The sequence below is a fragment of the Streptomyces sp. NPDC060049 genome, assembly GCF_042736715.1.
Lineage (GTDB): Bacteria > Actinomycetota > Actinomycetes > Streptomycetales > Streptomycetaceae > Streptomyces.
The window spans coordinates 18,674-33,319 of record NZ_JBHWVV010000018.1 but is presented as its reverse complement, the minus strand read 5'-3'; the positions used below and the strand labels follow the sequence as shown (position 1 = coordinate 33,319).

Below are 14,646 nucleotides of genomic sequence, written 5' to 3'. Positions count from 1 at the left end.
CCCCCATCCCACCGATGGTCGCGGTAAAGACGGGCCGACAGGACACACCCTGTCGGCCCGTCGCTTTGTCAGTGGCGCCGGATAGCCTGCACGGACACGGACGGGTGATCGAGGGAGGGGTGAGGTGCGCGTACTCGGCGTTGACCCGGGGCTGACCCGATGCGGTGTCGGCGTGGTCGAGGGGGTGGCGGGCCGCCCCCTGACGATGCTCGGCGTCGGCGTCGTGCGGACGCCCGCGGACGCGGAGTTGGGCCACCGGCTCGTCGCGATCGAGCAGGGCATCGAGGAGTGGCTCGACACGCACCGGCCCGAAGTCGTCGCCGTGGAACGGGTGTTCAGCCAGCACAACGTCAGCACGGTCATGGGCACCGCCCAGGCCAGCGCCGTCGCCATGCTGTGCGCCGCCCGCCGCGGGCTGCCGGTCGCACTGCACACCCCGAGCGAGGTCAAGGCCGCCGTCACCGGCAGCGGCCGTGCCGACAAGGCACAGGTCGGAGCCATGGTGACCAGGCTGCTGCGGCTGTCCGCCCCGCCCAAGCCCGCGGACGCCGCGGACGCCCTGGCGCTCGCCATCTGCCACATCTGGCGCGCCCCCGCACAGAACCGCCTCCAGCAGGCGGTCGCCCTGCATGCCACCGCCCTGAAAGGCCGCACCTCATGATCGCCTTCGTCAGCGGCCCCGTCGCCGCGCTCGCCCCCACCCTCGCCGTGATCGAGGTCGGGGGAGTGGGCATGGCCGTGCACTGCACGCCCGGCACCATCGCCGGCCTGCGCACGGGCGAGACGGCCCGGCTGGCGACCTCGCTGGTCGTGCGCGAGGACTCCCTCACGCTGTACGGCTTCGCCGACGACGACGAGCGCCAGGTCTTCGAACTGCTCCAGACCGCGAGCGGGGTCGGGCCGAAGCTCGCGCAGGCGATGCTGGGCGTGCACAGCCCGGACGCGCTGCGCGTCGCCGTCTCCGTGGGGGACGAGAAGGCGCTGATGGCGGTCTCCGGCATCGGGAAGAAGGGCGCGCAGAAGCTGCTGCTGGATCTGAAGGACAAGCTGGGCGCGCCGCTGGGTTCGAGCGGGATGGTCGGCGCGCAGCGCGCGGCCGCCACCGGCCCGGCGCCGTGGACCGAGCAGCTGACCGCGGCCCTGATCGGCCTCGGCTACGCCTCCCGGGACGCGGAGGAGGCGGTCTCCGCCGTCACGCCGCAGGCGGAGGAAGCCATCGCCGCCGGCGGCTCCGCCCCCGTTCCGCAGCTCCTGCGGGCGGCACTGCAGTCCCTGAACCGCGCCCGCTGACCGCCGGTGCGGCGCGGTCGCCGGGGGCCGGCCGCCCCGGACCCCCGCGCGTCACACTCCGCCGGCCACCGCCGGGAGGGGTCCCCGGGCGGGGCCGAACGAACGACCGAGAAGGCAGACTGACACCGTGAACTGGGATGACGAGAGCGACGACCGGGTCGTCGCGGCGGCGGCGGACGGCGAGGACACCGCCGTCGAGGCGGCCCTGCGGCCCAAGGACCTCGGCGAGTTCGTCGGCCAGGAGAAGGTCCGCCAGCAGCTGGACCTGGTCCTCAAGGCGGCCCGCCAGCGCGGCGCGACCGCCGACCACGTGCTGCTGTCCGGCGCTCCGGGACTGGGGAAGACCACCCTGTCCATGATCATCGCTGCCGAGATGGGCGCGCCCATCCGGATCACCTCCGGCCCCGCCATCCAGCACGCCGGCGACCTGGCCGCGATCCTCTCCTCCCTCCAGGAGGGCGAGGTCCTCTTCCTCGACGAGATCCACCGCATGTCCCGGCCCGCCGAGGAGATGCTGTACATGGCCATGGAGGACTTCCGGGTCGACGTGATCGTGGGCAAGGGGCCCGGCGCGACCGCCATCCCGCTGGAGCTGCCGCCCTTCACCCTCGTCGGCGCCACCACCCGGGCCGGCCTGCTGCCCCCGCCGCTGCGCGACCGCTTCGGCTTCACCGGGCACATGGAGTTCTACGCCCCCGACGAGCTGGAGCGCGTCATCCACCGCTCCGCGCGCCTGCTCGACGTGGAGATCGACACCGCCGGGGCCGCCGAGATCGCCGGGCGCTCCCGCGGTACCCCGCGCATCGCCAACCGGCTGCTGCGCCGCGTGCGCGACTACGCGCAGGTCAGGGCCGACGGCGTGATCAACCGGGAGGTCGCCGGGACCGCCCTGCAGGTCTACGAGGTCGACGCGCGCGGCCTCGACCGCCTCGACCGCGCGGTCCTGGAAGCGCTCCTCAAGCTCTTCGGCGGCGGACCCGTGGGCCTCTCGACGCTGGCCGTGGCCGTCGGGGAGGAGCGCGAGACGGTGGAGGAGGTGGCCGAGCCGTTCCTCGTGAGGGAGGGACTCCTGGCCAGGACACCTCGGGGGCGGGTCGCCACCCCGGCCGCATGGGCTCACCTGGGGCTTGTCCCGCCGCAGCAGAGCGGGAGCGGATCAAGCGGACAACAGGGCTTGTTCAGGGCCTGACGGCGAGGACGGTGGCCCCGCCAGGAACTGCGGTGACATGCTGGGCGTTGTTCCATCGGTGCGGACTCGCCTAGACTCCGCCGATGCCGACCCTTACGGTCGGCGTACCCACCCCCCGTAGAAAAGGCCGCCCATTCGTGCGGTCGATGCGAAGGACCTGCGTCCCGTGAATATCCTCTCCCTCCTCCCGTTCTTGCTGATCATCGGGGCGATGTTCCTGCTGACCCGCAGCCAGAAGAAGAAGCAGCAGCAGGCCGTGCAGATGCGCGACCAGCTGTCGCCCGGCACCGGTGTCCGCACCATCGGCGGCATGTACGCCACGGTGAAGGAGATCGGTGACGACACCGTCACGCTCGAGGTGGCCCCCGGCGTCCACGCGATCTACGCGAAGAACGCCATCGGCGCCGTCCTCGAGGACGAGGAGTACAACCGCATCGTCCACGGCATCACCGATGATCTGACGATCGACACGCCGATCGTCCCGGACGACGCGTCCTCCCTCACCGAGGACGAGGCTCCCAAGCTCGACCTGGGCAAGAAGGACGAGCCCAAGAAGGACGAGCCCCAGGCCGGCGAGCCCAAGGCGCAGGCGCCCGAGGGCGACGAGCCGAAGGACGGCAAGGCCGACGGCGAGGCCGGCGCGAAGTAGCGCCCGGCCGGGGGCCGCACAGGACGCCGGACCGGCGCCCACGCGGTCCCCGCCTGTGACACTTCTGCGGGGGGCAGGGGTCCCCACACACATTTCGTGGCCGTCCGCGCGCTGACCCGGCGCGGGACGGTTGGACAGGGAGATACGACAAGGTGGCAGCACCGAAGAAGGGCCGGCGGCCCACGGGGGCTCAGGGGAGGCCGGGGCGTTCCCTGGCCCTCATCCTGATCGCGATGGTGGCGCTCACCGCGGGGATGTTCCTCACGAAGCAGACGACTCCGCGACTCGGCATCGACCTCGCCGGCGGTACGAGCATCACGCTCAAGGCCAAGAGCGAGCCCGGCAAGCCGGACGCGATCAACGAGACCAACATGAACACGGCGGTCGGCATCATCGAACGCCGTGTCAACGGTCTCGGTGTGTCGGAGGCCGAGGTCCAGACGCAGGGCCGCGACCACATCATCGTGAACATCCCCAAGGGGACGAACGAGCAGCAGGCGCGCGAGCAGGTCGGCACCACGGCCCAGCTCTTCTTCCGCCCCGTGCTCGCGGTTGCGGACGGCGCCCCGGTCGCCCCCGAGGCCAACGCCAGCGGTTCCCCGAGCCCGTCTGCCAGCGGCTCGGGCTCTCCGTCGGCCGGTGCGCCCACCCCGTCGTCCAGCGCCACTTCCCAGGGCCGTGCGCTCAGTGAGGGCCTCAAGGCCCCGAACGCCCCCTCTCCCTCGCCTTCGGCGGGCGAGTCGAAGAAGGCAGACGACAAGGCCGCCCCGTCCACGTCGCCCTCCGCGCCGAACGCCGACGAAGCCGCCGCCGCGGACCTGCAGGCGAAGTTCGCCGCGCTGGACTGCAGCAACGAGGAGCAGCGCGCCGCCGTCGGCAAGAACGTCAAGCCCGAGGACCCGACGCTCGCCTGTGGCAAGCGCGGCGAGGCCTGGGGCAAGTGGGTGCTCGGCCCGGCGCAGGTCAACGGCCAGGACGTGAAGGACGCCAAGGGCGTCATCGACCCGCAGCGCGGCATGTGGATCGTCACGATGCAGTTCACCGACAAGGGCGCCGACAAGTTCGCCAAGATCACCGGTGAGCTCGCCGCCAAGCAGTCCCCGCAGAACCAGTTCGCGATCGTGCTCGACGGCGAGGTCATCTCCGACCCGTCCGTCAGCCAGGCGCTGACCGGCGGCAACGCCGAGATCTCCGGCGGCTTCACCCAGCAGTCCGCGATGGACCTGGGCAACATGCTCTCGTACGGCGCCCTGCCGCTGTCCTTCCAGGAGGACAGCGTCACCACCGTCACCGCCGCGCTCGGCGGCGAGCAGCTGAAGGCCGGCCTCATCGCCGGCGCCATCGGCCTCGCGCTCGTCGTGATCTACCTGCTGGCGTACTACCGGGGCCTGGCCTTCGTCGCCATCATCAGCCTCATCGTCTCCGGCGTCCTCACCTACACGATCATGGCGCTGCTCGGAAAGGGCATCGGCTTCGCGCTGAACCTGCCCGCCGTCTGCGGTGCGATCGTCGCGATCGGCATCACCGCCGACTCGTTCATCGTGTACTTCGAACGCATCCGGGACGAGATCCGCGAGGGCCGCACCCTGCGTCCGGCCGTCGAGCGGGCCTGGCCGCGTGCCCGGCGCACCATCCTGGTCTCCGACTTCGTGTCGTTCCTGGCGGCCGCGGTGCTGTTCATCGTCACCGTCGGCAAGGTGCAGGGCTTCGCCTTCACCCTGGGTCTGACGACCCTGCTCGACGTGGTCGTGGTGTTCCTCTTCACCAAGCCCGTCATGACGCTGCTCGCCCGTACGAACTTCTTCGCCAGTGGTCACCCGTGGTCCGGGCTGGACCCGAAGCGACTGGGCGCGAAGCCGCCGCTGCGACGCTCCCGTCGTACCGGCTCCGGCGCGGCCGCCGCGACCGTCTCCGTTCCCGTCGACGCAAAGGAGGCGTGAGAGATGTCGAAGCTCGGAGATCTCGGCGCCAAGCTGTACCGGGGTGAGGTCGGCTACGACTTCGTCGGCAAGCGCTTCGTCTGGTACGGCGTTTCCATCCTGATCACCATCACGGCGATCGTGGCCGTGACCGTGCAGGGCCTCAACATGGGCATCGAGTTCAAGGGCGGTGCCGTCTTCACCACCCCGAAGACGTCCGTCTCGGAGACTCGGGCCCGCGAGGACGCGGAGAAGGCCTCCGGCCACGACGCGATCGTCCAGAAGCTCGGCACCGGCGGCCTGCGCATCCAGATCTCTGGTCTGGACACGGACTCCGCCGCCGAGGTGAAGACCAAGCTCGCCGCCGACCTCAAGGTCGAAGCGGGCCAGATCAACGCGGACCTGGTCGGCCCCAGCTGGGGCGAGCAGATCGCCAACAAGGCCTGGACCGGCCTCGGCGTCTTCATGGTCCTGGTCGTGATCTACCTCGCCATCGCCTTCGAGTGGCGGATGGCCATCGCGGCGCTCATCGCGCTGATCCACGACCTCACGATCACGGTCGGCGTGTACGCGCTGGTCGGCTTCGAGGTCACCCCCGGTACGGTCATCGGTCTGCTGACCATCCTCGGTTACTCCCTCTACGACACCGTCGTCGTCTTCGACGGTCTCAAGGAGGGGTCGAAGGACATCACGAAGCAGACCCGCTGGACGTTCAGCGAGGTCGCCAACCGCAGCATCAACGGCACGCTGGTCCGCTCGATCAACACCACCGTCGTCGCGCTGCTCCCGGTCGGGGCGCTGCTGTTCATCGGCGGCGGCTTCCTGGGCGCCGGCATGCTGAACGACATCTCGCTGTCGCTGTTCGTCGGCCTCGCGGCCGGCGCCTACTCGTCGATCTTCATCGCGACCCCGCTGGTCGTGGACCTGAAGGAGCGCGAGCCGGCGATGAAGGCACTGAGGAAGCGGGTCCTCGCGAAGCGGGCGGCCGGCGATTCCAAGGGCGAGGGGCCCGAGGGCGGTGCCGGGTCCGAGGACGGCCCGCAGGTGGTCGCCCAGGGCCGTTCCGGACGGCGCCGGTGACCGTGGAGCTCTCCTCCGACGTACGGGACCTGCTGCTCGGCCGGATCACGGACGTGGCGGACTACCCGAAGCCCGGCGTGATGTTCAAGGACATCACCCCCCTGCTGGCCGACCCGAAGGCGTTCGGCGCCCTGACGGACGCGCTGGTGGAGCTGGCCCGGACGTACGGGGCCACGAAGATCGTCGGGCTGGAGGCGCGGGGGTTCATCCTGGCGGCTCCGGTGGCCGTCCAGGCGGGCATCGGCTTCGTGCCGGTACGCAAGGCCGGAAAACTGCCGGGGGCGACGCTCCTGCAGTCCTACGACCTGGAGTACGGCTCCGCGGAGATCGAGATCCACGCCGAGGCGCTGGACGCCGGGGACCTGGTCATGGTCATCGACGACGTGCTGGCCACCGGCGGTACCGCCGCGGCCTCGCTGGAGCTGATCCGGCGGGCCGGCGCGCAGGTGGCGGGCGTGGCGGTCCTGCTGGAACTGTCGTTCCTCCCGGGCCGTGACCGGCTGGCCGGGCACCTCGCCGGGGCCCCGCTGGACGCGCTGATCGTGGTCTGACCCTTCTGCGTGGAGCGGCGGGCATCCGGGACTACCCGGGTGCCCGCCGCTTTCGTGTGCGGCGCCGCAGCCCGGGTCCGGCCCCCGGGCAGCGGTCCCGGGGCGGTGTCCGGGGGCCGGACCCGCGCGGGGACGGGTCGGGGCGCGGGCTCGGGGAACGGGGTGGCGCAACCCTCGCTACGATGGGTTATCCGGACCGGACACGGGCACCGGATCCGCTGAGGAGCGCTCTTGCCAGACGAGGTCCAGCCAATCTCCGCCGCGCAGCCCGACCCGCAGGCCGAGCCGGCCGCGGCGCCCGCCGCCACGCCCGCCGCCACGCCCCCGCCGGCGCCGCCGGTCAAGCCCGTGCCCGCGAAGTCGGCGGGGTCCTCCAACCGGGTGCGCGCCCGGCTGGCACGCCTCGGCGTCCAGCGCTCCAACCCGTACAACCCGGTCCTGGAACCGCTGCTCCGCATAGTCCGCAGCAACGACCCGAAGATCGAGACGTCGACGCTGCGCCAGCTCGAGCAGGCCTACCAGGTCGCCGAGCGCTGGCACCGCGGCCAGAAGCGCAAGAGCGGCGACCCGTACATCACCCACCCGCTGGCGGTGACCACGATCCTCGCCGAGCTGGGCATGGACCCGGCCACCCTGATGGCGGGACTGCTCCACGACACCGTCGAGGACACCGAGTACGGGCTGGAGGACCTGCGGCGCGACTTCGGCGACGCGGTGACCCTCCTCGTCGACGGCGTCACCAAGCTCGACCGGGTCAAGTTCGGCGAGGCGGCCCAGGCCGAGACCGTCCGCAAGATGGTCGTGGCCATGGCCAAGGACCCACGCGTCCTGGTCATCAAGCTGGCCGACCGCCTGCACAACATGCGCACCATGCGCTACCTCAAGCGGGAGAAGCAGGAGAAGAAGGCCCGCGAGACCCTCGAGATCTACGCCCCCCTGGCGCACCGGCTGGGCATGAACACGATCAAGTGGGAGCTGGAGGACCTCGCCTTCGCGATCCTCTACCCCAAGATGTACGACGAGATCGTGCGCCTGGTGGCCGAGCGTGCGCCGAAGCGGGACGAGTACCTCACCGTCGTCACCGACGAGGTGCAGGTCGACCTGCGGGCCGCCCGCATCAAGGCCACCGTCACCGGACGGCCCAAGCACTACTACAGCGTCTACCAGAAGATGATCGTGCGGGGCCGCGACTTCGCCGAGATCTACGACCTGGTCGGCATCCGCGTCCTGGTGGACACGGTGCGGGACTGCTACGCCGCGCTCGGTACGGTGCACGCGCGGTGGAACCCGGTCCCCGGCCGGTTCAAGGACTACATCGCGATGCCCAAGTTCAACATGTACCAGTCGCTCCACACGACGGTCATCGGACCCAGCGGCAAGCCGGTCGAGCTCCAGATCCGCACCTTCGACATGCACCGCCGCGCCGAGTACGGCATCGCCGCGCACTGGAAGTACAAGCAGCAGACCGTGGCCGGCACCTCCAAGGTCCGCACCGACGTCCCGCAGGCAGCCAAGGGCAGCGCGGGCCACGACACGGTCAACGACATGGCCTGGCTGCGACAGCTGCTGGACTGGCAGAAGGAGACCGAGGACCCGGGCGAGTTCCTCGACTCGCTGCGCTTCGACCTGTCGCGCAACGAGGTCTTCGTCTTCACGCCCAAGGGCGATGTCATAGCGCTGCCGGCCGGAGCCACTCCGGTGGACTTCGCGTACGCCGTCCACACCGAGGTCGGCCACCGCACCATAGGGGCGCGCGTCAACGGGCGGCTCGTCCCGCTCGAATCGACCCTCGACAACGGCGACCTGGTCGAGGTCTTCACCTCCAAGGCCGAAGGCGCCGGCCCGTCCCGCGACTGGCTGGGCTTCGTCAAGTCCCCGAGGGCGCGGAACAAGATCCGCGCCTGGTTCTCCAAGGAGCGCCGCGACGAGGCCATCGAGCACGGCAAGGACGCCATCGCGCGGGCCATGCGCAAGCAGAACCTGCCGATCCAGCGCATCCTGACCGGCGACTCGCTCGTCACGCTCGCGCACGAGATGCGCTACCCCGACATCTCCTCGCTCTACGCGGCGATCGGCGAAGGCCATGTGACCGCGCAGAACGTCGTCCAGAAGCTCGTGCAGGCCCTCGGTGGCGAGGACGCGGCCAACGAGGACATCGAGGACAGCATTCCGCCGGCCCGCGGCCGCAGCAAGCGCCGCGGCAACGCCGACCCCGGTGTGGTCGTCAAGGGCGTCGACGACGTCTGGGTCAAGCTGGCGCGCTGCTGCACCCCGGTACCGGGCGACCCGATCATCGGGTTCGTCACGCGGGGCAGCGGCGTATCGGTTCACCGCGCGGACTGCGTCAACGTCGACTCGCTCTCCCAGCAGCCCGAGCGGATGCTGGAGGTCGAGTGGGCGCCCACCCAGTCCTCCGTCTTCCTCGTCGCCATCCAGGTCGAGGCGCTGGACCGGTCCCGGCTGCTGTCGGACGTCACGCGCGTCCTGTCCGACCAGCACGTGAACATCCTGTCGGCGGCCGTGCAGACCTCCCGCGACCGGGTGGCCACCTCCCGGTTCACCTTCGAGATGGGCGACCCCAAGCACCTGGGGCACGTCCTGAAGGCCGTACGGGGTGTCGAGGGCGTCTACGACGTCTACCGCGTGACCTCGGCCCGCAGGCCGTAGCCGGCACGCACAGGGCCGGCGCACCGGACACGCGGAAGGGCCCCGGTACGGAAATCCGTACCGGGGCCCTTCCGCGTTCGGGGGCGGCCGAGTATCAGCCGCCGAACTCCTCGAGGCCCTTCAGCGCCTGGTCCAGCAGGGCCTCACGGCCCTCCAGCTCCCGGGACAGCTTGTCGGCCTTCGCGTCGTTGCCCGCCGCGCGCGCGGCGTCGATCTGGCCGCGCAGCTTGTCGACCGCCGCCTGCAGCTGGCCCGTCAGACCGGCGGCGCGGGCCCGCGCCTCCGGGTTCGTACGGCGCCACTCGCCCTCCTCGGCCTCCTGGATGGCCCGCTCGACGGCGTGCATGCGGCCCTCGACCTTGGGACGGGCGTCCCGCGGTACGTGGCCGATGGCCTCCCAGCGCTCGTTCAGGGAGCGGAAGGCGGCTCGGGCCGCCTTCAGGTCCGTGATCGGGACGAGCTTCTCGGCCTCGTCGGCCAGCTCCTCCTTCAGCTTCAGGTTCTCCACCTGCTCGGCGTCGCGCTCGGCGAACACCTCGCTGCGCGCCGCGAAGAAGACGTCCTGGGCGCCGCGGAAGCGGTTCCAGAGGTCGTCCTCGGACTCGCGCTGAGCGCGGCCCGCGGCCTTCCAGCTCTCCATCAGCTCGCGGTAGCGGGCGGCCGTCGGACCCCAGTCGGTCGACTTCGACAGCGACTCGGCCTCCGCGACCAGCTTCTCCTTGACCTTGCGGGCGTCCTCGCGCTGCGCGTCGAGCGAGGCGAAGTGCGCCTTGCGGCGCTTGGAGAAGGCGGAGCGGGCGTGCGAGAAGCGGTGCCACAGCTCGTCGTCCGACTTGCGGTCGAGGCGCGGGAGGCCCTTCCAGATGTCCACCAGCGCCCGCAGCCGCTCACCGGCACTGCGCCACTGGTCGCTCTGCGCCAGCTCCTCGGCCTCGACGACCAGCGCGTCCTTGGCCGCACGGGCCTCGTCCGTCTGCTTGGCCTTCTGGGCCTTGCGCTCCTCGCGCCGCGAGTCCACCGTCTTCACGAGCTTGTCCAGCCGGACGCGCAGCGCGTCGAGGTCGCCCACGGCGTGGTGCTCGTCCACCTGCGTGCGCAGGTGGTCGATGGCCGTCTGGGCGTCCTTGGCGGGCAGATCGGTCGTCCGCACCCGTCGTTCGAGGAGGCCGATCTCGACCACCAGGCCCTCGTACTTGCGCTCGAAGTAGGCCAGGGCCTCCTCCGGGGTGCCGGCCTGCCACGAGCCGACGACCTTCTCGCCATCGGCAGTACGCACGTACACGGTGCCGGTCTCGTCGACTCGGCCCCACGGGTCGCTGCTCACAGCGCCTCCTCCACCTGATGCCCTGCGAGGGGTTCGCCCCCTGGGCATCGTCCACAGTTTCCTGGGGCGGGCCGCGCCCGCCCTGCACAACGCCAACATAGGCGACCGCCGGGCCGGCTGTCCGCATCCAGCACGACGGAATATCGACGTACGGGCGGGACGCCGGCCGGCCACGGGGCGCCTGGTCTGGTCAGTTCTGGGTGACGGTGCCCTTCTCGATGGTCACGGGGGTCTTGGGGGCCCCGTCCTGGCCGCCGTCGGCCGTACCGGCCTTGGCAACCTCTTCGAGGACCTTCAGTCCGGCCGCGTCGATCTTGCCGAAGGGCGTGTACGACGGGGCGAGCGGGCTGTCCTTGTAGACCAGGAAGAACTGGCTGCCGCCCGAGCCGGGCTGGCCGGTGTTCGCCATCGCCACCGTGCCCGCCGGGTAGATCACCTGGCCCTGCTCGTTGGCCTTGCCGAGCGAGTCGAGGTTCTCGTCGGCGATGGTGTAGCCGGGGCCGCCCATGCCGGTGCCCTGCGGGTCACCGCACTGCAGGACGAAGATCCCGTTCGTCGTCAGGCGGTGGCACTTGGTCTTGTCGAAGAAGTTCTTGTCGGCGAGCGACTTGAACGAGTTGACCGTCTGCGGGGTCTTCGCCGCGTCCATCTCGAACGCGATGTCGCCCGCGCTGGTCTTCAGGGCGAAGGTGTACTTCGCCTTGGCGTCGATCGCCATCGCGGGCGAGGGGGACTGCTGCGGGGTGGGCGAGGCCGACGGGTTCGCGGCCGGGTCGGCCGCCTCGTCCTTCTTGTCCTTGTCGAAGACGCCGCCGACCACCAGGCCGACCAGCGTCGCGACCACCACGGCCACCGCCGCACCGATCACGGCCGCGCGCCTGCGCGACTTCTGCCGTGCCTCGGCACGCCGCTTCTGCTGGCGTTCGTACTTCTCCCTGGCGAGCTGGCGCCGCCGCTGATCGCTCGTGACCACCGGGTCGTCTCCTTGTGCGTATTTGATACCACTGTCCGGGCTGGGATAGGCCGTACCGTATATGGGTTCGCTGTGTAATGAGCGGCGCCGGTAGGCTCTGAGCAGCAGCATTCCGATCTGCAGCCTCCCACCGGACGACGATTGAGGACGAACGTGCTGATTGCCGGATTCCCGGCCGGGGCCTGGGGCACCAACTGCTACGTGGTCGCCCCCGCCGCCGGCGAGGAGTGCGTCATCATCGACCCGGGCCACCAGGCCACCCAGGGTGTCGAGGAGACGCTGAGGAAGCACCGGCTCAAGCCCGTCGCGGTCGTCCTGACCCACGGTCACATCGATCACGTGGCCTCCGTGGTCCCGGTGTGCGGAGCGCACGACGTGCCGGCCTGGATCCACCCCGAGGACCGCTACATGATGAGCGACCCGGAGAAGGCCCTCGGCCGCTCCATCGGGATGCCGCTCATGGGCGAGCTGACCGTGGGTGAGCCGGACGACGTCCGCGAGCTCACCGACGGCGCGGGCCTGAAGCTGGCGGGCATGGACTTCTCGGTGGCGCACGCGCCCGGCCATACCAGGGGGTCGGTGACCTTCCGGATGCCCGAGCTGGCGGACATCCCGCCGGTGTTCTTCTCGGGCGACCTGCTCTTCGCCGGCTCCATCGGACGCACCGACCTGCCCGGCGGCTCCCACGCCGAGATCCTCGAGTCGCTGGGCCGCGTGTGCCTGCCGCTCGACGACTCGACCGTGGTCCTGTCCGGCCACGGTCCCCAGACCACCATCGGCCGCGAGCGCGCGACCAACCCGTACCTGCGGGAGGTCGCCGCCGGCCTGGCAGCGGACCCGACAGCCGCTCCACGACGAGGAATGTGACGAGAGTTTCGTGAGTACTTTTCAGGCCCCCAAGGGCACGTACGACCTGCTGCCGCCCCGCTCCGCCACGTTCCTGGCGGTGCGCGAGGCGATCTCGGCGCCCCTGAGGAACTCCGGCTACGGATACATCGAGACTCCCGGCTTCGAGAACGTCGAGCTGTTCTCGCGCGGTGTCGGCGAGTCCACCGACATCGTCAGCAAGGAGATGTACACCCTCACCACGAAGGGCGGCGACGAGCTCGCCCTGCGCCCCGAGGGCACCGCGTCCGTGCTGCGCGCGGCGCTCCAGGGCAACCTGCACAAGCTCGGCGGCCTCCCCGTCAAGCTCTGGTACTCCGGCTCCTACTACCGCTACGAGCGGGCGCAGAAGGGCCGTTACCGCCACTTCTCCCAGGTCGGCGCCGAGGCGATCGGCGCCGAGGACCCGGCGCTGGACGCCGAGCTGATCATCCTGGCCGACCAGGCGTACCGCTCGCTGGGGCTGCGCGACTTCCGCATCCTGCTGAACTCGCTGGGAGACAAGGAGTGCCGCCCGGTGTACCGGGAGGCCCTGCAGTCCTTCCTGCGGGGCCTCGACCTCGACGCGGACACCGTGCGCCGCGCCGAGATCAACCCGCTGCGCGTCCTCGACGACAAGCGGGACGACGTACAGAAGCAGCTGGTCGGCGCGCCGATGCTGCGCGACTACCTCTGCGACGCGTGCAAGGCGTACCACGAGGAGGTGCGGGCGCTGGTGACGGCGGCCGGGGTCGCCTTCGAGGACGACGAGAAGCTGGTCCGCGGGCTGGACTACTACACGCGCACCACCTTCGAGTTCGTCCACGACGGCCTGGGCTCGCAGTCGGCGGTCGGCGGCGGCGGCCGCTACGACGGCCTGTCCGAGATGATCGGCGGACCGGCGCTCCCGTCGGTCGGCTGGGCGCTCGGAGTGGACCGTACGGTGCTCGCGCTCGAAGCAGAGGGCATCGAACTGGACATCCCCTCGGCGACCTCCGTCTTCGCGGTGGCGCTGGGCGGGGCGAAGCCGGTGCTCTTCGGTCTGGTGACCGAGCTGCGGCGGGCCGGTGTCGCGGCGGACATCAGTTACGGGGGCAAGGGGCTCAAGGGCGCGATGAAGGACGCGAACCGCAGCGGGGCGCGCTTCGCGCTGGTCGCGGGCGACCGCGACCTCGAAGAGGGCGTGGTCCAGCTGAAGGACATGGAGTCGGGGGAGCAGTCCCCGGTCGCCCTGGCCGACGTGGTCGCCACCGTCCGGGCCCGCCTGGTCTGACGCTCACCGCCGGTGGGGCGGGTGCGGGGGTTCCGCGGTGCGGAGCGCTCCCCGCCCCGCCCTCCTGCGTTTCCCGGGCCGCCCGTCAAGCCCCGCCGTGCGCACCTCCTTATGTCCATCGAACGGTGGACGGCCGGTCGAGTACGGCACAATGGCCGGTGCTTGTTGACCTTGCAGATGTGGAGCGGGCGGGATGACGACACGAGGGACCGGCACGGACACCGCGCAGCCGCGGACGGCGGTCGGCGGCAGCCGGGCGCTCGCCCTGCTACTGGTGATCACAGGGGCCGCGGGGCTGCTCGCCGCCTGGGTCATCACGATCGACAAGTTCAAGCTGCTGGAGGACCCGAACTTCACGCCGGGGTGCAGCCTCAACCCGATCGTCTCCTGCGGCAACATCATGACGAGCGACCAGGCGGCCGCCTTCGGCTTCCCGAACCCGATGCTGGGGCTGGTCGCCTACGGCATCGTCGTCTGCGTCGGCGTGAGCCTGCTCGCCCAGGCCCGCTTCCCGCGCTGGTACTGGCTGACCCTCAATGCCGGGATGCTCTTCGGCGTCGGCTTCTGCACCTGGCTCATGTACCAGTCGCTGTACAACATCAACTCCCTGTGCCTGTGGTGCTGCCTCGCCTGGGCCGCCACCATCGTCATGTTCTGGTACGTGACCTCGCACAACGTCCGCAACCGGCTGCTGCCGGCCCCCGGCTGGCTGCGCGCCTTCTTCGACGAGTTCACCTGGGTGCTGCCCGTCCTGCACATCGGGATCATCGGCATGCTGATCCTGACCCGCTGGTGGGACTTCTGGACCAGCTAGGTCGTCTCTTTCGGATCTTGGCGGGCCCGGCAAGATCCGAAAGAGACGGCCTA

Annotated in this window: 13 protein-coding genes; 11 read left to right on the top strand and 2 right to left on the bottom strand. The window is 70.7% G+C overall.

Going from position 1 to position 14,646, the window contains the following annotated elements; all coding sequences use genetic code 11:
• Window positions 1-124 precede the first annotated feature (124 nt).
• The 8 genes from ruvC (at window position 125) to ACFWBY_RS28780 (ending at window position 9,345) form a co-directional block, all read left to right on the top strand.
• A complete protein-coding gene (gene ruvC / locus ACFWBY_RS28815) occupies window positions 125-661 on the top strand; it encodes a crossover junction endodeoxyribonuclease RuvC (protein WP_385339975.1) in 537 nt (178 codons plus the stop codon).
• Window positions 658-1,290, top strand: a complete 633-nt coding sequence (gene ruvA / locus ACFWBY_RS28810; protein ID WP_385339973.1) for a Holliday junction branch migration protein RuvA — start codon at window positions 658-660, stop codon at window positions 1,288-1,290. The genes ruvC and ruvA overlap by 4 nt, the downstream gene beginning before the upstream one ends.
• Before the next feature lie 127 nt (window positions 1,291-1,417).
• On the top strand, window positions 1,418-2,479 hold the full coding sequence (gene ruvB, locus ACFWBY_RS28805) for a Holliday junction branch migration DNA helicase RuvB (protein WP_385339971.1): 1,062 nt from the start codon (window positions 1,418-1,420) through the stop codon (window positions 2,477-2,479).
• A gap of 166 nt (window positions 2,480-2,645) precedes the next feature.
• Window positions 2,646-3,128: a preprotein translocase subunit YajC gene (gene yajC, locus ACFWBY_RS28800; RefSeq protein WP_385339970.1), complete on the top strand. Its 483-nt coding sequence runs from the start codon at window positions 2,646-2,648 to the stop codon at window positions 3,126-3,128.
• A gap of 152 nt (window positions 3,129-3,280) precedes the next feature.
• Window positions 3,281-5,068 carry a protein translocase subunit SecD gene (gene secD / locus ACFWBY_RS28795; RefSeq protein ID WP_385339968.1) on the top strand — a complete coding sequence of 596 codons (1,788 nt, stop codon included), beginning with the start codon at window positions 3,281-3,283 and terminating at the stop codon, window positions 5,066-5,068.
• A 3-nt stretch (window positions 5,069-5,071) separates the two neighbouring features.
• Complete coding sequence (secF, locus tag ACFWBY_RS28790) at window positions 5,072-6,127, top strand: protein translocase subunit SecF (RefSeq protein ID WP_385339966.1); 1,056 nt, start codon at window positions 5,072-5,074, stop codon at window positions 6,125-6,127.
• Window positions 6,128-6,129: 2 nt separating this feature from the next.
• Entirely contained in the window at window positions 6,130-6,678 is a 549-nt protein-coding gene (locus tag ACFWBY_RS28785) for an adenine phosphoribosyltransferase (RefSeq protein WP_385340004.1), read from the top strand.
• 231 nt (window positions 6,679-6,909) lie between these two features.
• Entirely contained in the window at window positions 6,910-9,345 is a 2,436-nt protein-coding gene (locus tag ACFWBY_RS28780) for a RelA/SpoT family protein (RefSeq protein ID WP_385339964.1), read from the top strand.
• A 94-nt stretch (window positions 9,346-9,439) separates the two neighbouring features.
• On the opposite strand, the gene ACFWBY_RS28775 is transcribed toward ACFWBY_RS28780, so the two are convergent.
• The gene (locus tag ACFWBY_RS28775; RefSeq protein WP_385339963.1) at window positions 9,440-10,669 is read right to left on the bottom strand and encodes a DUF349 domain-containing protein; all 1,230 of its coding nucleotides are present in this window, start codon (window positions 10,667-10,669) and stop codon (window positions 9,440-9,442) included.
• A gap of 190 nt (window positions 10,670-10,859) precedes the next feature.
• Window positions 10,860-11,642 carry a peptidylprolyl isomerase gene (locus ACFWBY_RS28770; protein ID WP_385339961.1) on the bottom strand — a complete coding sequence of 261 codons (783 nt, stop codon included), beginning with the start codon at window positions 11,640-11,642 and terminating at the stop codon, window positions 10,860-10,862.
• A 153-nt stretch (window positions 11,643-11,795) separates the two neighbouring features.
• On the opposite strand from ACFWBY_RS28770, the gene ACFWBY_RS28765 reads away from it, so the two are divergent.
• The 3 genes from ACFWBY_RS28765 (at window position 11,796) to ACFWBY_RS28755 (ending at window position 14,593) form a co-directional block, all read left to right on the top strand.
• Entirely contained in the window at window positions 11,796-12,509 is a 714-nt protein-coding gene (locus ACFWBY_RS28765; protein ID WP_385339959.1) for an MBL fold metallo-hydrolase, read from the top strand.
• 10 nt (window positions 12,510-12,519) lie between these two features.
• Window positions 12,520-13,779, top strand: a complete 1,260-nt coding sequence (hisS, locus tag ACFWBY_RS28760) for a histidine--tRNA ligase (RefSeq protein WP_385339958.1) — start codon at window positions 12,520-12,522, stop codon at window positions 13,777-13,779.
• A gap of 193 nt (window positions 13,780-13,972) precedes the next feature.
• Entirely contained in the window at window positions 13,973-14,593 is a 621-nt protein-coding gene (locus tag ACFWBY_RS28755; protein WP_385339956.1) for a vitamin K epoxide reductase family protein, read from the top strand.
• Window positions 14,594-14,646: the final 53 nt, after the last annotated feature.